Raw genomic sequence first — 20,225 nt, forward strand, 5'->3', positions numbered from 1 at the left:
TGTGAATTATTTTTAGCAGTAATTTACAATTCACAATTTATAATTCACAATTAAAAGAAGTATTTTTGCAGGATTATAAATTCCTCACAAATGAAACGTTCAGGCACGGCAGATCTTCCCTTACATTATGGACATGTTCCAATGTGGCTTGCTGAGCGAATGTCTAAACTTGGTTTTGCAATTGTCGAAACCATTGCGATGGAATTTTCTACTGCCGAAGTTATCAGTAAATTGAGCAATCCGTTTTGGTTTCAGAGTTTTGGCGCTGTTATGGGAATGGATTGGCATTCGTCTGGAATTACAACTTCGGTACTTGGAGCTTTAAAAAAATCAGTTAATCCGCACTCAAAAGAGCTCGGAATTTATATCTGCGGAGGCAAAGGAAAGTATTCTATGGCAACGCCGCAGGAACTTTTATTTGTTGGCGAAAAAACAGGTCTTGACGGAGTTAATCTTGCGAGTTGCGACCGACTTACCGCCAAAGTAGATAACACTGCCATTCAAGACGGATTTCAATTGTATCAGCATAATTTTATTGTCGATAATAAAGGGCAATGGGCTGTTATTCAGCAAGGAATGAATCCAGATTCTAGAACTGCGAGAAGATACCATTGGCATTCTCAAGATTTGAAATCCTTTATAAACAAACCTCATACTTTTATTTATGGCGAAAATCAAGGTTCTATATTGAACCTTACTGCCGACGTCTGCTACAAAATCTCGAGAAGGAATTTTAGAGTTGGTAAAAGAATCGCCAGTAAAAATCATAAAAGAAATGCAAGCATCTTTCTATGCCTGCGCATCACGATGTGAGAATAGAAGATGTGAATATGAAAAGATTGGGCGCAATGCTTTGGACAACTCACGAAAATAAACCAGAAGATTTTGAAGAATTACTGCTTTTAAAAGGAATGGGACCAAGAGCTTTGCAGTCATTAGCATTAGTGAGCGAAATTATTTATGGAACTCCAACACGATTTGAAGATCCTGCTCGTTTTTCTTTTGCTCATGGTGGAAAAGACGGACATCCGTTTCCTGTTCCTGTAAAAATTTACGATGAAACCATAGATACGCTTCAAAGAGCTATTAATCGAGCCAAAATTGGCAATAGTGACAAATTAAGCGCTATTCAGAAACTATCTGAAATTTCGCGGAAAGCAGAAGAAAGCTTTACTCCAAATTCAAATTTTGATGCTCTTGTTCAGAGAGAACGAGAAGAATCGCATAAATACGGAGGAAAAACCGTTTTTGGAGATGCAAAACCACCAAAAAAGAAACCTATAAACCCAAACAATCAGTTGGAATTATTCTAAAAAAATAGATATTCCTTATCAGCCTTTAGTTATCAAAAAACAAATAATGTCACAAAACGAAAAATCAATCTACACCCTACAATTCATTTTACTTTGTTTGAGTTCTTTATTATTTTCATCAAGTTTTAATATGATGATTCCTGAACTTCCAAACTACTTAAGCAGTTTGGGAGGAGCAGAATACAAAGGACTTATTATCTCCTTATTTACTTTAACGGCTGCAATTTCACGTCCTTTTAGCGGTAAACTTACCGATAAATGGGGAAGAGTTCCTGTTATGGCAATCGGATCTTCGGTTTGTGTGGTATGCGGATTTCTTTATCCGATTTTGAGTTCTGTTTCCGGATTTTTATTATTGCGTTTGGTTCATGGTTTTTCAACAGGATTTAAACCAACATCGACATCAGCTTATGTAGCAGATATTATTCCGCAACATAGATGGGGTGAAGCTTTAGGAATGCACGGATTGTGTTTTAGTATTGGTGGAGCGCTCGGACCTGCATTAGGAAGTTTGATTGTGAATTTGTACGGAATTAATGTCATGTTTTACTGCTCATCTTTTTTGGCGTTTTTCTCTATTATTATCGTAATGAATATGAAAGAAACTCTTGCTACAAAAGAAAAGCTGAACCGCTCTATGTTTATTATTGGACGAAAAGATATCGTAGACAAAAATGTATTTCCTGCAGGAATTATTACTTTTCTTTCATACACGGCATTTGGACTTATCTTGACTTTAATTCCAGATTGGAGCGAGCATGTTGGAGCAACCAATAAAGGTATATTCTTTACTGCCTTTACGGTGGCCTCAGTTTTAGTTCGTTTTGGAGCAGGAAAAGTTTCAGACCGACATGGGCGACCAAAAGTGATATTGGCAGGATTAATTATAACGGCTTTTGCACTTTTTGTAATAAGTGAAGGAAGAGATATTCAGATGTTATTGGTTGGAGCAACAATTTACGGAATTGGTACAGGGATTTTGTCTCCAGCAGTCAGCGCTTGGACTATCGATTTGAGTAATCCCGATCATAGAGGAAAAGCAGTTGCCACAATGTATATTTCGATGGAACTTGGAATTGGTTGTGGAGCGCTTTTAGGCGGAAGTTATTACAGCGATCAAATTATGCGTATTCCGCAGATTATGAAATTTGATATTCTGATTCTCGTTTTAGGAATTGTATATCTTTTGTATTGGGCAAAGATTGCTAGAAAAAAACACAAAAGTCTTAGTTAAGAATTTGTTGTGTGAAATTATTCTAACAGATAGGCTGCATAGTTTTTTGGTAAGCATAAAAGTCATTCTATTACTTAAAATATACATAGCAAGACTGTGTGAGAGAAATGCTTTTCTCTTTGTAAATTTTTTTAGAGAAGCAAATCTATATTTTTATATGTCAGAACTGCCTTTAATCAATTTCACTTAACTGGTAAAGGATTATTTTTAAGCCTGTAAATTTATTTTTACAGGCTTTTTCTTTTCGCCAATAAATTAAACTTTTGCGTCCCAAATTAGTTTTTTTGAAACTAGAACACTGCTGTTCAATATTATTAAGATTAATCATATTGAATTTTATTCAAAAATGTTTACGAAATCCTTTGCGCTTTTCTAAACTTAACAATCTTTTGGCTTTTAACATTAAAATTGTTTAATATTGTGTTTTTGATCCTCACTTTTTATTAATTAATGTCTGTTTATAGCAAATATGCTGATCATATCTTATTAAATCTCCTTAAGGAAGATGATCAATTAGCCTATACAGAAATTTTTGAAAGATACTCCAGACTTTTAGTAAACCATGCTTACAAAATGACTGGAAATCATGATGAAGCCAACGATGTTGTTCAGGAAGTATTCTTGTTTATCTGGAACAAACGTAAAGAGTTGGGAATTACAGGATCGCTATCTTCCTATTTATACAAAGCAACCAAAAACAGAATTCTAAATCATATCGCACACGAAAAAGTGGTTTCGCGTTATGCCGATTCTTTTTCAAATTTTATTAAAAATGATCATGTTTTTGCTGATTCTAAACTTCAAGAAAAAGAATTGGAAACTATCATTGAAAATGAAATTGCTTTGCTTCCTGAAAAAATGCGTGAAGTTTTTCTTTTAAGAAAAGTAGAAGAACTTTCGTATGACGAAATTGCACTTCAATTAAATATCACAGACAAAACAGCAAAACAACAAGTTTATAATTCGCTAAAAATTCTTCGCGGAAAACTAAAATCTGCGTTGAATGTTTTTATCTGGTAAATTTTTTTTGTTCTTTTTGTTAAATTTTAAAATAAAATATACTCATAAAAGCCTCATTAATAAAGAGAAACTAACGTTTCGAGAAATTTATTAATGATAAATTAATATTTTTTTGATTTTCATCTATGACAAAACCCATTTCTAACTGTCTTATAGTAAAACAAGACAAAATTTCGTGTTGTAATTATGAATGAAACTGAATTTCTAGAACTGCTTAAAAGATATCAAAATGGCACTTTATCTAATGAAGATAAAGACAAACTTGATGCTTGGTATTTGCATAAAGCAACAAATAGCAATAAACAGCTTAGCGAGTACGAACTAGAAGATAGTTACGAATATCTGAAATCGAGACTTCCTTTGGCAAAAGAGAAAAAAGTGATCAATCTTTGGCCGCGTATTGCAGCGGCGGCATCTGTTGCTTTGTTATTTGGCGCAGGATTATTCTATTTTACAAAATCGGAGTCGGTTGTAAAACAAGAAAATATTCAAGTTGTCGAAAAACCAAAAGAAATTGCTCCGGGCGGAAACAGAGGAATTTTAACGCTTTCGAACGGAAAACAAATTGTTCTATCTGATGTTTCTTCAAAAGATATTATTGCTAAAGAAGATCAAGATGAGGTAACCATAAAAATGGATGCCAACGGAGTAATTACTTATATGATAAATCCAAATGCTGATACTTCAAAAGAAGATTCGAATTCGTTCAATACACTTTCGACACCAACAGGCGGACAATATAATATTGTTTTGGCAGACGGAACAAAAGTATTTTTGAATGCAGTTTCTTCTATCAAATACCCAACTCAATTTAACGGAAATCAAAGAATTGTTGAATTGGAAGGGGAAGCTTATTTTGAAGTTGCTAAAAATAAAAACAAACCTTTCTTAGTAAAATCTGATAATCAAACAATCGAGGTTTTAGGAACGCATTTTAATGTTCATGCTTATAATAATGAATCTGTTGTAAAAACGACTTTGTTGGAAGGAAGTGTTGCGGTTTCGTCTAAAAATCAGAAAGCAATTTTAAAACCAGGCCAGCAGTCAAATGTATCAGACGGTTCTAATAAGATTGCTGTTAAAGAAGTTGATACGGAAGCGGCAATCGCTTGGAAAAATGGCCGATTTAAATTTGATAATGCTGATTTAAAATCGGTAATGAAACAGCTGGAACGCTGGTACGGTATTAAAGTAGAATATCGCGGCGATGTTTCTGATGTGAGATTTAACGGAGGTACTTTTAGAAATAAAAATTTGTCTGAAGTATTAAAAGTACTTGAGCTTAGTAATATAAAATTTAAGGTTGAAGGAAAGACGATTATTGTGTATCCGTAAGATCTTATTTAACCGATTATATTGAGTCTATAAACTAAAAAACCAGAGGCAGTTGCGATGCTTCTGGTTGTTTAAAAAGTTTATAGCCAATATAAGTGTCCACCTATTGTTTAACTATAACCAATGTAAATGTATGAAATTAAATTTACAACCAAAAAAACCTTACAAAAAACTTAAAAAAAGATTCCCAAAGTTCATTTTTCTGCTCATTTATGGGCGCTATGCACTGTTTTTATGGTGTTGTGCAGTTTTACTGGACAAGCACAAAGTGTTACCATAAACTTTAAAGATACTCCTTTAGAAAAAGTGCTAAAAGAAGTGGCTAAACAAGCTAATTTCGAAGTTTTTTATACTCAAAAATTGCTTAAAGATTCGAAACCAGTTAGCATTAGTGTTAAGAGTGCGAATGTAAATGAGGTTTTAAATCAGATCTTTAAAAATCAAAATGTAAAATATACAATTACCAACCAAACTATCGTGGTAACGGCTCCAAAAACCGAAGAGCGGGGAAACGGATTGATAGATATACGAGGCAAGGTAGTAAATAATAGAAACGAGCCTTTTCCTGGTGTATCTGTAACCATTTGGGGAACTAATCGAGTTAGTGTAACTGATTTTGACGGTAGCTTTTATTTTGAAAAAGTGCCATCAAATGGAGTTTTGGATTGTACAGGATTAACAATTGAAAAAAAATCTTTTGGCATTAATGACCGAACAGAACTTACTCTTGTTGTCGAAGACAAAGTTGTCGCTATGAAGGAAGTTGTGGTAACTGGTTTTCAGACTATTGCAAGAAGCAATTTTACAGGTGCAATTGCTAAAGTGGATGAAAAAGTTTTAAACGAAAACATTAATGCCAATTTATCAAGCGCTCTTGAAGGCCGTGTGGCTGGTTTAATGTTTCAAAAAAATCCAAGTGGGTCGGCGGCAGACAAACCAATATTAAGAGGTATGGGAACTTTTTCTGACCAAGTTGGATATAGTCCGCTTTTAGTCATAGATGGTCTTCCAACGGAGTTGACTTTAGACGATATTAATCCTTATGATATCGAAAGTGTAGATGTTCTTAAAGATGCGGCGGCAGCATCTATTTATGGCTCTAGGGCTGCAAACGGTATTATCGTTTTAACTACCAAAAAAGGAAATGGTAGGCTGAAAGTAAGTATTAATTCTGATTTCTTTATTGCTGAAAAACCTAATTTAAGGGATATGAATTATGCTTCTACAAGCGATTTAATTGATTATGAGCAAGCGGTTTATAATAGAGAAAGAGCAAGATATGCTGATACAGCAACTATGTTCAACAGTTATGGCGATATTGGAAGTAGCAGTATGAAATATTACAGTCCGCTTTATCAGCTAAATAGAGATTTAGAAGAAGGCGTAATCAACAATGCTGATTATAATAGTACAATTGCGCAATGGAGAAAAAACGATTACAATAAAGATTACCGCAATAATGTTTGGCAGAACGAATTTAGACAACGTTACAATATTGCTTTTTCTGGAAGCACAACGAGACAGAATACGTATGTGTCACTTAATTACGACGAATCAAAAAATCGTATAAAGTATAATAATAGCCGTGCATTTAATCTTTATGCAAAAAGCAGTTTTCAGTTAAATAACTGGCTGAATGCTACATTTGGAGTAAACGGAACGTACAGTAACGATGATGTAACCGATTCTAGTTACAATAATTACGATATTCAAAAAAGATACGAGCGTATTACAGATGATAACGGAGCTCTTGTAATGTCACCATTTGTTGGTATTAATGACGGTTTTACTTCGGGTAGTGTAATTAATCCTTATGTGGCTAGAAAAATTGGAGCTTTAAGCGGTTTCAAATCAACAGAATTTAATGTTTTAGATGCGCTTAAAGAAGGGATTGAACAGCAAAATTCATTAAGCTTAAGAACTTTTGCTAATGTAAAAGCAAAATTATATAAAGGATTAAGCTTTAACACTCAATTTCAGTACGAAGTACGACGAAATGATAATGAGCAATATTATGATATTGACTCTTACAAAATGCGTTATGCAATTAACTCTTTAACAGGATACAATCCAACAACAAATTCCTATACATATGTAGATGGTTTTTCATCAGGAGGCCGATACAAACAATCAAGCAGTCAAGCGAGTAATTATTCGTTTAGAAATCAATTAGATTTTAATCAGGATTTTGCAGATGGAAAACATTCTATTAATGCATTAGCTGGTTTTGAAATGCGCGAAACTTTTGTACCAAGAACAATTGAGCAATTAAGATACGGTTATGATCCTGTAACACTTAGTTCTGCGGTACTTAATAATTTAGCGTTAAGCCAAACTGGTGTTGCGAGTTATATTTATGGAAGTAACCGTACGCTAGCGGCTTTAGGAAGAACACAGACTGAAATTTTACATCGATATTTTTCAGTTTTTAGCACAGCAAGTTATACTTATTTATCTAAATATAATGTTACAGGAAGCTACCGTGTTGATAGAGCCGATTTGTTTGGAGTAGATCCAAAGTATAAAAATCGTCCATTATGGTCTGTAGGTTTAGGATGGAATATCAGTAATGAAGATTTCATGAAAGAGACAAAATGGGTAAGCATGCTAAAATTAAGAGCTACTTATGGTATTAACGGAAATATTGATCAAAGTACAACTCCATATATTACAGCAACAAGAAGAAATGATAACTTATATCAATCTTTACAATATACCAATATTACAGCACAGCCTAACCCAATGTTAAGATGGGAAAAAACGCAAAGCACCAATTTGGGTGTTGATTACAGTTTATTCCGTGCAAAGTTAAATGGTAGTATTGATGTGTATCGTAAATACAGCAGTGATTTGTTAGCAACAACAGATCTAGATCCGACAGTTGGAGCTTTGTCAAGAAGAATAAATGCTGGAGCATTGTTAAACAAAGGAGTAGAACTAAGTGTAGGATCTGAGTGGTACAATACAGGTGATTTACGTATTTCTTCTAACTTAATTTTTGCTTTCAACGAAACAACGGTTAAAAAAGTTACAAGAGCTCAATCTACAGCTTCTGTTTATGTGTCTTCGCCAGCAAATTACTTTTTAGAAAATGAAGCATATAATAGTTTATATGCTTACAAATATGGAGGAACTGTTAATGGATATCCTTATGTTTTGGATGAAAATGGAAATCCGTCAATTACTTTTGATGATAATGGAAACCCAATTTCGACTTCAGTAAAAACAGTTACAAACCCAGATGCTTTGGTTAACATGGGAACTTTGATGCCAAAATATACGGGATCGATTTCTCAACGTTTTTCATACAAACAATTTGATTTGAATTTCTTGTTTGTTTTCTCTGGAGGAAACGTAATGCGCAAAGAAACTCTTGATATGGGTTCTGATTTAGTGAACCTTTCAGGAATTGCAGATCGTTATACAGATACAAACAGAAATGGAAACACTCGTTTGTATGTAGATTTTGACGAAAGTATGAGAAACTACGCAACAACTATAAGCAGTCAGTGGAGAAATTCAAGTGCAAATGTTGTAGACGGTGATTACATAAAACTTAGAAATATATCATTAGGGTATAATTTGCCAAAAGCTTTTGCAAACAAAATTAAAATGGCATCGGCAAAGTTTACTTTTCAAGTAAATAATCTTTGGTATTGGAGTGCTTGCGGAAATCATATTGATCCAGAAGTTTATAGTGCAAACTCTGCTACACGTAATTTACCGTTACCAAGAACTTATTTACTTGGTTTTAATCTTACTCTTTAAAATAATGAAAAAGATATATATAACACTAATAACGCTAGTGATGTTAACAGCATCATCATGCGAAGAATACACAGATGTTACACCAAAAGGAGCTTTGGTGGTAGAAACGCCAGAACAATTTCTTGAATTGGTGTCGCTGCCAAACAGAGGTTACCCGATCAATAACTTTCAGTATTTGTCAGATGATCAATGGATGCGTGAAGCCAATGTAATCGGAAGAACGCCAAACATCGATATCATTAATTTTACTTTTGACGAAAGCGTAGACCGAGTTTCTTTAATGACTGGTTCAAGTTTTTATAATCAAGCTTATACCTATATCAACCGATGGAATACAATTATTTCTTTAGTAGATAACAGTAAAGGAGATGAAAGCGTAAAGAGATTAGCCAAAGCTGAAGCTAAAATTTACAGAGCTTATGATCACTTTTTATTGGTAAATACTTATGCAAAAGGTTATGACCCGCAGACTGCTGCAACTGATGGAGGAATTTGCATCATGGATAAATTTGATCTAGAAGCACAGCCAGCAAAAGCTACTGTTGCTCAGGTTTACAATTTTATTCAGAAAGATATAGAAGATGCATTGCCATATCTTCAAGAAAAACCAACAGATGTTTATCATCCGTCACTTGCATTTGCTTATGCTTTTAAAGCGAAAGTGCATTTGTTTAAACGTGAAATCGCAGAGGCAGAATCGGCAGCGCAAAAATCGTTGAGCTATAACAATCAGATTTTTGATATGGTAGCATATAATACAAAAGGCGGACCTACGGCACTTGCTGTACCAGCTGCAGATAACGTTGAGGTTTTGAGTTATATGTACATGACAGGTTATAATGAAATGAATTTTGCTCAGAGTTATATTATTAGTCCTGAACTGCGAAATTTATTCGGAACAAACGATGCTCGTTTTAATTTGTTCTTCAATTCTACAAGTACAACCAATTTAGATCAAGGTTCGAATACAGCGTACTGGGCAACTCAATATACGAGATTCTTTTACCCAACAGTTGGAATGAAAACAACAGAAGTATATTTAATTCTTGCTGAATGTTATGCGAGAGAAAATAGACTTAGCGAATCGGTAGATGTTTTAAATACATTAAGAGCAAAACGTATTTTATCAGGTACAATAAACTTAGAGGTTCCTGCTACAAGAAAAGAAATAATGGAACTTGTAATTAACGAAAGAAGAAAAGAATTGCTTTTAGGTTTTAATAGATTTTTTGATTTAAAAAGACTGAATACAGAATCTGAATATGCAAAGACAGTTACGAGAGTATTTCCAATTGTAAACAAAACAGTTCCGCAGAAAACATATACTTTACAGCCTAATTCAAGACTATACATTGTTCCGTTCCCTTTATCGGCATTGACAAAAAATCCAAAACTTACTTTAAATACAGACGAAAAAGTTCCGTTTTAATTCCAATGAAAAAGATAATTATTTCCCTAATCATGCTGTCGGTTTGGCAGACATGGTTTTGCCCAGACTCCAGAAAAAAAAGCCGATAGTACCAGCACACAGCCAAAAGGCATGCAGGCTTATAATAAAGTAATTACAGATAAGGCTAAAAACAAATCAGGTCTTTTTACTGTTAGCCAAGTTGATGCTAAATATTACTTTCAGATTCCTGACAGTTTATTTAATCGATACATGTTGGTTGTAACAAGATATCTTTCTACGCCTGAAGGTTTTGGAAGTTTTGGTGGAGAAAAAACGAACGAACAGACAATCTATTTTGAAAAAGGTTCGAATAATACAGTCTATTTAAGATCGCTTCAATACAGACAAGATGTTCGTTCTGCCGATTCTATGCTGGCAAAAGCATTAGAAGGAAGCAACGAAAATCCGATTGTGGCTGCATTTCCAATCAAAACAACCAATCCAGACACAAAAGATGTAGTTATTGAAGTAACAGACGTTTTCAAAAAAGATAACGCGATGTTTTCTATCGGAAATCAGGACAAAACAGAGAAAAAATTAAGTTCTCTTGCTGATGATAAATCTTTTGTTGAAAGTATAGATACATATCCCATTAATATTGAAGCCAAAACAACAAAAACCTACACGAGTTCTACTGCAAGTAGCGGAAGCATCACATTACGATTAAACACTTCTATTGTACTGCTTCCGAAAACGCCAATGCGAAAACGTTTCTTTGATGAAAGGGTAGGTTATTTTGCTAATAAATATGTTTTGTTTGATGATGATGAACAGCGCGCTCAAAAGAAATTTATTGTTCAACGCTACCGTTTAGAGCCAAAAGACAAAGACATTAAAAAGTACTTGAGAGGCGAATTGGTAGAACCCAAAAAACAAATTGTTTATTATATCGATCCAGCAACGCCAAAAAAATGGAGGCCTTATTTAATTGCAGGTATCAACGATTGGCAGAAAGCTTTTGAAGCGGCAGGATTTAAAAATGCTATTGTAGGTAAAGAATGGCCAGAAGATGATAAAACCATGAGTTTGGAAGATGCAAGATATTCTGTAGTACGATATTTAGCTTCTGAAACACCAAATGCTTACGGACCAAGAATTAGTGATCCAAGAAGTGGTGAAATTATGGAAAGCCACGTTGGCTGGTATCATAATGTAATGAAATTGGTTCAAAGATGGTACATGATTCAAGCCGGGCCTTTAGATCCAAGAGCAAGAAAAATGCATCTGGATGATGAATTGATGGGACAATTAATTCGTTTTGTTTCTTCTCACGAAATTGGGCATACGATTGGTTTGCGTCATAATATGGGAGCGAGCAGTGCAACTCCAGTAGAAAAACTTCGCGATAAAAAATGGGTCGAAGAAAATGGACACACTGTTTCTATTATGGATTATGCCCGTTTTAATTATGTAGCACAGCCAGAAGATAATATTAGTCCAAAAGGCCTTTATCCGCGTATTGGGAGTTATGATAAATGGGCTGTTGAATGGGGGTATAAATATTATACAAACACTAAAGACGAATTTGAAGAAGAAAAATTATTGGCCAAATTAACAACCGATAGTTTAACAGCAAATCCGAAATTATGGTTTGGAGGAGAAGGTAAAGACGAAGATCCGCGTAGTCAATCTGAAGATCTTGGAGACGATGCGGTACTTGCGAGCGATTACGGAATTAAAAACTTAAAGCGTGTTGTGCCTCATCTTATCGAATGGACCTATCAGCCAAACGATCCGTACGATAATTTAGCAGACATGCACAAAGCAGTAGTAAGACAATACGGATTGTATTTGTATCATGTTCTAAAATATATCGGAAACAACTATATCACAAAAAGAACAGTAGATGAAAAAGGAGTAGTTTATAAACCAGTTCCTAAAGCAAAAGTAAAAGCGGCAATAGATTATTTAGGAAGACAATTGTTTGTTTCACCGCTTTGGATGTATCCGCAAGAAATTGATGATCTTATTGCTTTAAAGAGAGAAGACCAAATTTCAGATCAGCAGAATCAAGTGTTGAATATGTTGTTGAGCTCTGGAATGCTTTATAATATTAGTTTGAAGTCGATGCAATCTGAAGGAGCTTATACAGTTCCTGAGTTTTTAAACGATGTACAGCAAATCGTTTGGGTGAAATTTAGCGGAGACGAAAAACAAGATTATTACAGAAGAAGTTTTCAGCGAGGCTATATTGAAAAGTTAGGAATGCTTTTATTGCCAAAAGAACTAGAGCCTGGCAAAGCTTCGAATACGGCACAACGCAGTGATGTGAGATTGTATGGAAAACAGCATCTTTTAAAGTTAAAAACAGATATCACGAAATTGATGAGTGCTTCAACAGGAATCAACAAAGACCACTACGAAAGCATCTTAATAGAAATAGATAAAATCATTACCAAATTAGATAAACCTACATCATGAAAAATTTATTAGTTATAATATTTGTTTTCTTTAGCTTTTTAGCACAAGCACAACTAACTTCAAAAGAAGAAGTAACTCCTGAGTTGGTTGCAAAACGTGAAGCAGAGAAAAAAGAAATTACAAAAAGCTATTTAGCTTTAAAAAATAGCTTTTTGACATCTGATAGTTTAGCAGTTGTTAAAAATGCAGAAGCTTTAAAAAGCTCTTTAAAAAATTTCAAGTTTAAGAAATTAAGCTTAGAAAATATGAATGCAGACCACCACTTCAAGAAGAGAAATTATTGAATTGGCAACAGCATTAACAGCAACAAAAAACATCAATAAACAGCGCAAGATTTTTGAAACGCTTTCAGTAAAATATTGGGATCAGGTTTCAAAATTTAAACCTGCAGATGAGACATTATATTTACAAGTTTGCCCAATGACTGGAGCAGTTTGGACAAGTGATAGTAAGGAAATCAAAAATCCGTACTATCCTAAAAATATGCTGACTTGCGGCGAAGTGAAAGCAAGTTTGTAGTTTTTTTAATTTTGAATTAGTTTGATAAATGCGGTCTCTTAAGGAGCCGTATTTGTCGTTTCTGAAATACACAGCTTTTGTGACCAAATTTTAGATTATAAATAAAAAAGCCTTTTCTAGAAATTTTAGAAAAGGCTTTTTTTATAATTTTTTTAGATGATTATTTATTGTTTAATAATTTTTCCAGAGCTTTAATTTATTCCTTTTAAAGCTTCAATTGAAATTCTCATTGAATTTGAGATTTGTTTGAGCTCTTGAATATCAAAAATAAAAACATCTTGCAAATATTCTTTTTTGTCAGGTATAAAGAATGAATAGTTTTTTATATGTAAGTTTTTCAGATAAATAATATATATCATTTTTTAAATAAAATGGTTTCCTAAGAAAAAAAAGCTAACTTTATAATGTTGAAAGGGAGCTGATTACTAAAATTAAAGATTGCACTTTTGAATATTTTTAATTTTAAATGCAAATAAATACTCCTTCAATAATAGAGCTGTGATACTTTTAAGTTCCCCAGATTAAAAGTGTGGATTTATGCAGTTACTCCAAGTTTAAAATAATAATGTTTAGTTATATATGTAAATGAATATTTAAAAATTAAATTAAGAGCAATGTTATGAAGATACAACTTTTAAAAGCCAAGTTTTATTTAATTCTCTTTTCAGTTGCTCTTATTAGTTTGGAGGTAAATGCCCAAACAGCATCGCTTGAATATTGTTTTAATGCCGCAAAACAAAATAATATTTCGCTCAAGCAAGCCAAATCGGGCTTAAAAACAGTAGAATATAATCTTCAGGCTGAAAAGAACAGTTATTTTCCAAAAGTAGATCTTTTATCCAGCTATACTTATTTAAGCAGTCCTTTAACAATTAATCTGCAGTCAGTTAAAGACGGAATTGTAGAAGGGTCATCAAAGCAGAGTGTCAATACGGCCAATCAGATATATAATGAAATCACTGGAGGTAATTTATCGCAAGCCGCGCAGGATCGAATTTATAATACTTCGAAAACTATAATCGGAGGCATTTATCCTAATTATAATCCGTCTTTAAGCGAACAGTCTTATTTTTTGGCAGGTGTGGGAGTGAGGCAACCTCTTTATTTAGGAAATAAATTAAACTCTTCTGTAGATCTTGCTCAGTCTGTCGTTACTTCGGCTGGACTTAATGTCGAAGCTGTAGATAAAGAAGTAACTTTCTTAATAACACTTCAATATTTAAGAATACTGTATCTTAATTCTTTAATGCAGAAACAGCAAATGATTATTACGGCTTTAGATAAAAATAAAACCTATGCCGAAGAGTCTGTAAAAAATGAAATTCTGCCTCCATATCAAAAAAATTGGACGAATGTAGTTTTAATTCAAGCAAAAAGTCAATTTAACTCCATCGAGAATGATAAAAAAAATGCACAAATTGAATTGAACAAATTGATGGGAGCCGATCTGGATCAGGTTTTGACAATTTCGGATACATTAAATTACAATAGAATTAATTTAAGCGAACCAAAGAAAGATTTTTGGCTTACCAATCCGGTTCAGCAAATGGCAGAAAACAAAATAGCATATGCTGAAACTGCTGAAAAAATAAGTAAATCTCTAGCATTGCCAAACGTTTTTGCTGTTGGAAATTTCAACCTTTATCAAAAAGATCTTCCTGTTGCCATTCCAGATTGGTTTGTTGCTTTAGAATTGCAATGGACTTTATTTAATGCCCAAACAAGTAAACGTACACAGGTTGCTAAACAACTAATCGACGAAGCTAGATTAGGAGAAGAAAATGTGAGTTTGTCTGCTTCAGGTAAAGTCTAAAGTCGCAAAAAATAAAATGGATTCTCTTGAAAAAGATGTTGAAGCACTAGAAGCAGCGCGAAAAGAAGCTCGTACTACTAGTACCTTGATAACACAAAGAATGAACAATCAAATGTCATCGCCAAAAGATGTTAATGATGCTCTGCTAGTTGAAACAGAGATAGAAAAAGTATACTATACGGCTGTTTTTGGGTATTATGTGGCACTTGCAGAATATTTAAATAGTATAGGAGAACCAACAAGAATCACTCAATTTATTAAATAGATGAAAGATATTTTTAAAAATTATTGGGCGTCGCTAATTCCGATTTTGGTAGTTGTTATAGCATTGATCTTTTTTCTTAAAGGAAATAATGATTCAGAAAATAACTTTATTGGAATGGTTGATGCATCAAGTGTCGATGTTGCGGCCGAGTTTCGGGCAGACTCGATTCCTTATTGGTAAAACAAGGTGATACGGTGCACACAGGCCAATTGGTTGCTATACTTCGTTCAAACGAAATCAATGCGATAAAGGCACAAGCATTGGCAGCAATTGATGCTGCAAAAGGACAGCAGGAATTGCTTACTCAAGGTGCAAGACCAGAACTTATTGAAGCGACTTCAAAGCTATATCAAATAAGTGAGGAGCAATACAAATTGTTTAGCACTACTTACGATAGAATGGAACGTTTGTATAATGCTGATGTAATATCGGGTCAAGAAAAAGATGTCTTTTATTTTAAATTTCAGGCGGCAAAAAAAGAAATGGAAACCGCAAAATTAAACCTGAAAATGCTAAAAGACGGTGCAAGACCAGAATTATTAAAAACGGCAAATGCAATTGTAAAACAAGCCGAAGAGGCATACGAACTAACAAAAGCGCTTGGCGATAATACTAGAGTGTTGGCTCCGGCAGATGGTGTGATCTCGAGTATGGTTACCCATCAGGGAGAAATTGTTTCTATTGGTTATCCTATGATGACTATTGAAAAGAAAAATTCGACGGTAATAAAATTTAATATCAGGCAAGACAAAGCAAATCTCCTTAAAGTGGGGACTAAAGCTTCTGTAAAAGTTCCTGGCTGCGATCCTGAAGTTTTTGATGTCTTAGTTAGTTCTATTGCTCCAACATTAGAATTTGCCAATTGGGTGCCTTCTAAAGATAAAGGCGAGTTTGAACTCAGAACATTTACAATTGAGTTTAGACCTGAAAAATTAGCGGAAATAAAAGGATTACGTTCAGGTATGACGGCTTCACTAATTCTACCTTGATGAACAGCGTAATAAATATAATGATTAGAGAATGGAAGCGCATTCTAAATTTGAAGGTGTTTTACCTTGTTATGTTAGTTGTTCCAGCTGTATTATTTACATTTTATGCTTTTATATATCAAAAACAAGAAGCCAAACACTTAGCTTTTGCCATTTGGGATGATGATCAAAGCGCCATAAGTAGACAACTTACTTTTTTATTAGAACAAAAAGAATCCCTAAATATTACGCGTCGCGTTTACAGTGAAGAAGAGGTTAAAAGATTAATTAACGAAGGCAAAATTTTAGGGGCTGTTCATTTTCCAGCAAATCTTCAAAAAAATATTTATAGCAGGCATCCAAGCACTGTGACTTTATATACGAATGCCGCTTCTCTGGTTCCTGCAAAAATGATTTACAAAGCTGTGGCAGAAGTTATAATTACAGGTAGTACAGGAGTAGTTTTACAAAAACTTGTAAAAACAGGAATGAAAGCAGATCAAGCCATGGCACTTGCTAATCCGATAAAACTAAATGCTTATCAGCTTTATAATGCTACTTATAATTATCAGGAGTATTTAGTCCCTGGATTAATTACAGTAAGTATGCAGATGATTTTGATTATAAGTTGTATGCTGGCATTAAATTATGAATGGAAAACCGAAACCATGGAGGAGTTGTATCATTGTTCAAATGGCTCTGTTATCAATGTAATTGTAGGAAAAACAATTGCTCATCTTGTAGTAAGCTGGATTAATTTTATTTTGATTGCTTTTGTAGTATTTCCTTATTTCGATATTGGAGTTCCTAGTGCAACAGGAAAGTTTTTTGTTATTTACACTTTTCTGTCTTTGGCTTGTATAGGAATCGGAATGTTTATCTCTGCATTATTCAAAGATGTAATGCTGTCTGGAGATGTTGCTTTGTTTTATACTTCTCCAGCTTTTGTATTCAGCGGTTTTACATTTCCGCGTTGGGCAATGCCGTGGTACGATCAATATTATGCGCTTATAATGCCATATACCGCATTTTTAGACGGATTTTTTAAACTGTATTATATGAATCTGCCTTTAAAATATGCCCAAGGAGATTTAATCAAACTCCTAATTTTTTGTGCCGTAATGTTTCCAACAGCAATTTTATTGTTTCGACGTCAATTTAATTTAGTTTTCGATGAAAAAAAAGAAGCAAAACTCATTGATTAGTCTCTTTTTTAGAGAAGTTTCATTAATAGGAAAAGATCATAGTCTGCTTCTTACGCTTCTTATTGCGCCTTTATTGTATGCTTTTTTTTATGGAAGTATCTATATCAATAAAGAAGAATTTGAAGTAAAACTTGGAGTTGTAGACGACGATCATTCCAGATTATCACGCTTGCTTCAGCAAAATATTGATAACTCTCCGATAGTGCAATTAATTCATTTTTCTAATTTAAAAGATGCCGAAGAACAAATGTATCAGGGAAATTGTCAAGGCTATTTTTATATTCCTGAAGGAACAGAAACGAATTTATTAAGTTTAAAACAAAGTAACGTAGTTCTAGCAGTAAATGCTTCACGTTTTTTGCCTTCGAGTGATTTGCTAATGAGCGTGCGACAAATTTGTCTGACAATAGGCGCAGGTGTAAGACTTCAATATTTTCAGAAAAGCGAAGGAATGAGCACAGCCGTCGCGATGGATAATGTAATGCCAGTCAATTTAGATTATCGTCCATTATTTAATGAAAGATCCAGTTATGGAGCGTTTCTACTGCCTGGACTATTAGCTCTAATTTTACAGCAGACACTGCTAATAGGTTTGTCTGAAAGTGTGGCTGGAGAACGGCAAAATTTACGCTTGCGCGAATGGATGAATGCAGGTGTTTCTAACGGAATATGGGGAAAAGGTTTGTTCTATTTACTGCTGTTTTCGTCTTATGCATTTTTCTTTTTAAATGTAAATTATAAAATACTCGATTTGCCTCAACGCGCAAATGGTTTAGAGCTGGGTATTTTACTGGTTTTATTTATCGCAACTTTAGTTCCGATGGCACAATTTATCGGTTCATTGTTCAAATCTCAATTAGTTTGTTTGCAAATGATGGCATTTTCAACTTACCCGATATTTTTAATTACCGGATACAGCTGGCCGCACGAATCACTTCCTTTACTATTACAATGGCTGGCCAATTTATTGCCTACAACTCCTTTTATAGCCATATACACAAGGATGGTACAATCAGGAGCAGGATTATGGGAAAACGTATCTGCTTTTTTTCATTTAATCTTTTTATGGATTTTTTACAGCTTTATTTGTTTTGTAAGAATTAAACGATTGTTAATTAATCTAAATAAGTAAAAATTTTCTTAGTTTGAGCTAATTTTTTGATTATCTTCACGTTACGTAAAAATAATTATATGGATTGGTTAATAACTACACTTAAACAATATCCTGAATTAGCTGTTTTTCTTACATTATCTTTAGGATATTTCATTGGTAAATTTAAAATCGGAAGTTTCTCTTTAGGAACCGTAACAAGTGTTTTGCTTGTTGGAGTTTTAGTCGGACAATTGGACATTGTTATTGCCCCAGCTGTAAAATCTGTTTTTTTTCTTATGTTTTTATTTGCTGTCGGTTACAGCGTCGGACCTCAATTTTTTGGAGGCTTAAAAAAAGACGGTTTACCCCAGATGTTCTTCGCTGCTATTGTATGCGTATTGTGTTTGGTTTGCCCCTATTTTATAGGTAAAATAATGGGATACGATATGGGACTCACAGCGGGTATGCTTGCAGGCTCTCAGACTATTTCAGCTGTAATTGGTGTGGCGTCAGATACAATCAATCAGCTAGATATTCCAGCGAGCAGAAAAAGCGACTTTAATTAACAAAATTCCTGTCGCATATGCCGTAACCTATATTTTTGGAACGGCTGGATCTGCATGGATTCTGGCTTCTATTGGACCCAAACTTTTGGGTGGAAATCTAGTCGAAAAAGCAAAAGAACTCGAAATACAACTTGGAGGAGATTCCATTGGTGACGATCCTAGCATGGCTTCGGCGTATGATAGAGTGATTTATAATGCTTATCAGATCTCTGCACAATCATTTGGATGTAATAAAACCGTTGCTCGCTATTGAAGCAGAATTGGAAAGCAAAGGGAGACATTTGTTTATAGAAAGAATTCGTAAAGGAAAAGACATTTTTGAAGCCGAAAAAGATACCATCGTAGAAGAAAATGATGTTATTGCACTTGGTGGCAGAAGAGAGTTTATGATGAATTATGTGGCTGTAAACGAAAAAGAAGTTTTAGATGTTGAACTCCTTAATTTTCCTGTAGAAGTCTTAACGGTTATGATTGTAAAAAAAGAGGTTCTAAACAAAACTATTGGGGAGTTAAGAGGCAGTAAAATTGCACATGGCGTTGTCATAAGATCTTTAAAAAGAGCAGGAATTGATATGCCTGTTCTACCTAACACAACTTTTAATAAAGGCGATCTGATTGAGCTTGTTGGAACTAAGAAAGATGTTGATCGAGCAGACATTGCATATAGGTTATGCAGATCGGGCAACAAATGCAACAGATATGGCATTTGTTGGATTAGGAATTGTCTTGGGAGGCTTGTTTGGCGCGCTTACTTTAAAAATCAGTGGTGTTCCAATTAGTTTAAGCACAAGCGGAGGTGCTTTAATTTCGGGACTTATTTTTGGATGGCTTCGAGGACAGCATCCAACATTTGGACGTATTCCAGAACCTGCTTTATGGGTTATGAATAATGTAGGTTTAAACATATTTATAGCCGTAGTAGGTATTACCGCAGGGCCAAGTTTTATTGTCGGATTTCAGGAAGCTGGATGGGGACTTTTTATTGCTGGCGCCGCTGCCACTACACTTCCTTTAATATTAGCCCTTTTGTTAGGTAGATATGTTTTTAAATTTCATCCTGTTATTACATTAGGATGTGCTGCAGGAGCGCGAACCACTACCGCAGCTCTAGGAGCACTGCAAGATGCTGTTAAAAGTAAAACGCCTGCTTTAGGTTATACCGTTACTTATGCGGTTGGAAATACCTTGCTTATTATCTGGGGCGTTGTTGTTATCCTAATGATGAGTTGATAAATCGTTTAGTTCTAAAAATCTT

General features: G+C 34.2%; 20 protein-coding genes. All 20 read left to right on the forward strand.

From position 1 onward, the window contains the following. The first annotated feature begins 90 nt into the window (after positions 1 to 90). The 20 genes from P5P87_RS23700 (at position 91) to P5P87_RS23795 (ending at position 20,200) form a co-directional block, all read left to right on the forward strand. Positions 91 to 813, forward strand: a complete 723-nt coding sequence (locus P5P87_RS23700; RefSeq protein WP_278020809.1) for a DUF763 domain-containing protein — start codon at positions 91 to 93, stop codon at positions 811 to 813. Continuing rightward, positions 792 to 1,313, forward strand: a complete 522-nt coding sequence (locus P5P87_RS23705; RefSeq protein ID WP_278020810.1) for a DUF763 domain-containing protein — start codon at positions 792 to 794, stop codon at positions 1,311 to 1,313. Before P5P87_RS23700 ends, P5P87_RS23705 begins: the two co-directional genes overlap by 22 nt. A gap of 46 nt (positions 1,314 to 1,359) precedes the next feature. Beyond that, positions 1,360 to 2,547 carry an MFS transporter gene (locus tag P5P87_RS23710; protein ID WP_278020811.1) on the forward strand — a complete coding sequence of 396 codons (1,188 nt, stop codon included), beginning with the start codon at positions 1,360 to 1,362 and terminating at the stop codon, positions 2,545 to 2,547. A gap of 450 nt (positions 2,548 to 2,997) precedes the next feature. Further along, the gene (locus P5P87_RS23715) at positions 2,998 to 3,567 is read left to right on the forward strand and encodes an RNA polymerase sigma factor (protein ID WP_278020812.1); all 570 of its coding nucleotides are present in this window, start codon (positions 2,998 to 3,000) and stop codon (positions 3,565 to 3,567) included. Between the two features lie 186 nt (positions 3,568 to 3,753). Then, complete coding sequence (locus P5P87_RS23720) at positions 3,754 to 4,902, forward strand: FecR family protein (RefSeq protein ID WP_278020813.1); 1,149 nt, start codon at positions 3,754 to 3,756, stop codon at positions 4,900 to 4,902. Between the two features lie 234 nt (positions 4,903 to 5,136). Further along, positions 5,137 to 8,670 carry a SusC/RagA family TonB-linked outer membrane protein gene (locus P5P87_RS23725; protein ID WP_278020814.1) on the forward strand — a complete coding sequence of 1,178 codons (3,534 nt, stop codon included), beginning with the start codon at positions 5,137 to 5,139 and terminating at the stop codon, positions 8,668 to 8,670. A gap of 4 nt (positions 8,671 to 8,674) precedes the next feature. Further along, complete coding sequence (locus tag P5P87_RS23730; RefSeq protein ID WP_278020815.1) at positions 8,675 to 10,099, forward strand: RagB/SusD family nutrient uptake outer membrane protein; 1,425 nt, start codon at positions 8,675 to 8,677, stop codon at positions 10,097 to 10,099. A gap of 111 nt (positions 10,100 to 10,210) precedes the next feature. Further along, positions 10,211 to 12,541, forward strand: a complete 2,331-nt coding sequence (locus P5P87_RS23735; RefSeq protein WP_278020816.1) for a zinc-dependent metalloprotease — start codon at positions 10,211 to 10,213, stop codon at positions 12,539 to 12,541. Beyond that, positions 12,538 to 12,825 carry a hypothetical protein gene (locus P5P87_RS23740; protein WP_278020817.1) on the forward strand — a complete coding sequence of 96 codons (288 nt, stop codon included), beginning with the start codon at positions 12,538 to 12,540 and terminating at the stop codon, positions 12,823 to 12,825. The genes P5P87_RS23735 and P5P87_RS23740 overlap by 4 nt, the downstream gene beginning before the upstream one ends. Then, a complete protein-coding gene (locus P5P87_RS23745; protein ID WP_278020818.1) occupies positions 12,791 to 13,060 on the forward strand; it encodes a hypothetical protein in 270 nt (89 codons plus the stop codon). Before P5P87_RS23740 ends, P5P87_RS23745 begins: the two co-directional genes overlap by 35 nt. 619 nt (positions 13,061 to 13,679) lie before the next feature. After that, positions 13,680 to 14,873 (forward strand): TolC family protein, encoded by a 1,194-nt coding sequence (locus P5P87_RS23750; protein ID WP_278020819.1) that lies wholly within the window; start codon positions 13,680 to 13,682, stop codon positions 14,871 to 14,873. Between the two features lie 16 nt (positions 14,874 to 14,889). Further along, entirely contained in the window at positions 14,890 to 15,138 is a 249-nt protein-coding gene (locus tag P5P87_RS23755) for a hypothetical protein (protein WP_278020820.1), read from the forward strand. After that, positions 15,139 to 15,318 (forward strand): hypothetical protein, encoded by a 180-nt coding sequence (locus P5P87_RS23760; RefSeq protein WP_278020821.1) that lies wholly within the window; start codon positions 15,139 to 15,141, stop codon positions 15,316 to 15,318. Then, positions 15,312 to 16,127 carry an HlyD family secretion protein gene (locus tag P5P87_RS23765; RefSeq protein ID WP_278020822.1) on the forward strand — a complete coding sequence of 272 codons (816 nt, stop codon included), beginning with the start codon at positions 15,312 to 15,314 and terminating at the stop codon, positions 16,125 to 16,127. Before P5P87_RS23760 ends, P5P87_RS23765 begins: the two co-directional genes overlap by 7 nt. Before the next feature lie 56 nt (positions 16,128 to 16,183). Further along, a complete protein-coding gene (locus tag P5P87_RS23770) occupies positions 16,184 to 17,311 on the forward strand; it encodes an ABC transporter permease (protein ID WP_278022829.1) in 1,128 nt (375 codons plus the stop codon). After that, positions 17,280 to 18,443, forward strand: a complete 1,164-nt coding sequence (locus P5P87_RS23775) for an ABC transporter permease (protein WP_278020823.1) — start codon at positions 17,280 to 17,282, stop codon at positions 18,441 to 18,443. The genes P5P87_RS23770 and P5P87_RS23775 overlap by 32 nt, the downstream gene beginning before the upstream one ends. A gap of 59 nt (positions 18,444 to 18,502) precedes the next feature. After that, on the forward strand, positions 18,503 to 18,970 hold the full coding sequence (locus tag P5P87_RS23780) for an aspartate-alanine antiporter-like transporter (RefSeq protein WP_278020824.1): 468 nt from the start codon (positions 18,503 to 18,505) through the stop codon (positions 18,968 to 18,970). A gap of 85 nt (positions 18,971 to 19,055) precedes the next feature. Continuing rightward, positions 19,056 to 19,223, forward strand: coding sequence for a hypothetical protein (locus tag P5P87_RS23785; RefSeq protein WP_278020825.1), 168 nt, complete (start codon positions 19,056 to 19,058; stop codon positions 19,221 to 19,223). Then, positions 19,210 to 19,749, forward strand: coding sequence for a TrkA C-terminal domain-containing protein (locus P5P87_RS23790; RefSeq protein WP_278020826.1), 540 nt, complete (start codon positions 19,210 to 19,212; stop codon positions 19,747 to 19,749). Before P5P87_RS23785 ends, P5P87_RS23790 begins: the two co-directional genes overlap by 14 nt. Further along, on the forward strand, positions 19,670 to 20,200 hold the full coding sequence (locus P5P87_RS23795; protein ID WP_278022830.1) for an aspartate-alanine antiporter-like transporter: 531 nt from the start codon (positions 19,670 to 19,672) through the stop codon (positions 20,198 to 20,200). The genes P5P87_RS23790 and P5P87_RS23795 overlap by 80 nt, the downstream gene beginning before the upstream one ends. Positions 20,201 to 20,225: the final 25 nt, after the last annotated feature.

Source organism: Flavobacterium ginsengisoli, assembly GCF_029625315.1.
Taxonomy (GTDB): domain Bacteria; phylum Bacteroidota; class Bacteroidia; order Flavobacteriales; family Flavobacteriaceae; genus Flavobacterium; species Flavobacterium ginsengisoli.

Bases quoted from the DNA above. Each gene is read 5' to 3' on its own strand.
- P5P87_RS23700 (WP_278020809.1), top strand. From the start codon at position 91: ATGAAACGTTCAGGCACGGCAGATCTTCCCTTACATTATGGACATGTT.
- P5P87_RS23705 (WP_278020810.1), top strand. From the start codon at position 792: ATGCCTGCGCATCACGATGTGAGAATAGAAGATGTGAATATGAAAAGA.
- P5P87_RS23710 (WP_278020811.1), top strand. From the start codon at position 1,360: ATGTCACAAAACGAAAAATCAATCTACACCCTACAATTCATTTTACTT.
- P5P87_RS23715 (WP_278020812.1), top strand. From the start codon at position 2,998: ATGTCTGTTTATAGCAAATATGCTGATCATATCTTATTAAATCTCCTT.
- P5P87_RS23720 (WP_278020813.1), top strand. From the start codon at position 3,754: ATGAATGAAACTGAATTTCTAGAACTGCTTAAAAGATATCAAAATGGC.
- P5P87_RS23725 (WP_278020814.1), top strand. From the start codon at position 5,137: ATGGTGTTGTGCAGTTTTACTGGACAAGCACAAAGTGTTACCATAAAC.
- P5P87_RS23730 (WP_278020815.1), top strand. From the start codon at position 8,675: ATGAAAAAGATATATATAACACTAATAACGCTAGTGATGTTAACAGCA.
- P5P87_RS23735 (WP_278020816.1), top strand. From the start codon at position 10,211: ATGCAGGCTTATAATAAAGTAATTACAGATAAGGCTAAAAACAAATCA.
- P5P87_RS23740 (WP_278020817.1), top strand. From the start codon at position 12,538: ATGAAAAATTTATTAGTTATAATATTTGTTTTCTTTAGCTTTTTAGCA.
- P5P87_RS23745 (WP_278020818.1), top strand. From the start codon at position 12,791: ATGCAGACCACCACTTCAAGAAGAGAAATTATTGAATTGGCAACAGCA.
- P5P87_RS23750 (WP_278020819.1), top strand. From the start codon at position 13,680: ATGAAGATACAACTTTTAAAAGCCAAGTTTTATTTAATTCTCTTTTCA.
- P5P87_RS23755 (WP_278020820.1), top strand. From the start codon at position 14,890: ATGGATTCTCTTGAAAAAGATGTTGAAGCACTAGAAGCAGCGCGAAAA.
- P5P87_RS23760 (WP_278020821.1), top strand. From the start codon at position 15,139: ATGAAAGATATTTTTAAAAATTATTGGGCGTCGCTAATTCCGATTTTG.
- P5P87_RS23775 (WP_278020823.1), top strand. From the start codon at position 17,280: ATGAAAAAAAAGAAGCAAAACTCATTGATTAGTCTCTTTTTTAGAGAA.
- P5P87_RS23780 (WP_278020824.1), top strand. From the start codon at position 18,503: ATGGATTGGTTAATAACTACACTTAAACAATATCCTGAATTAGCTGTT.
- P5P87_RS23795 (WP_278022830.1), top strand. From the start codon at position 19,670: ATGGCATTTGTTGGATTAGGAATTGTCTTGGGAGGCTTGTTTGGCGCG.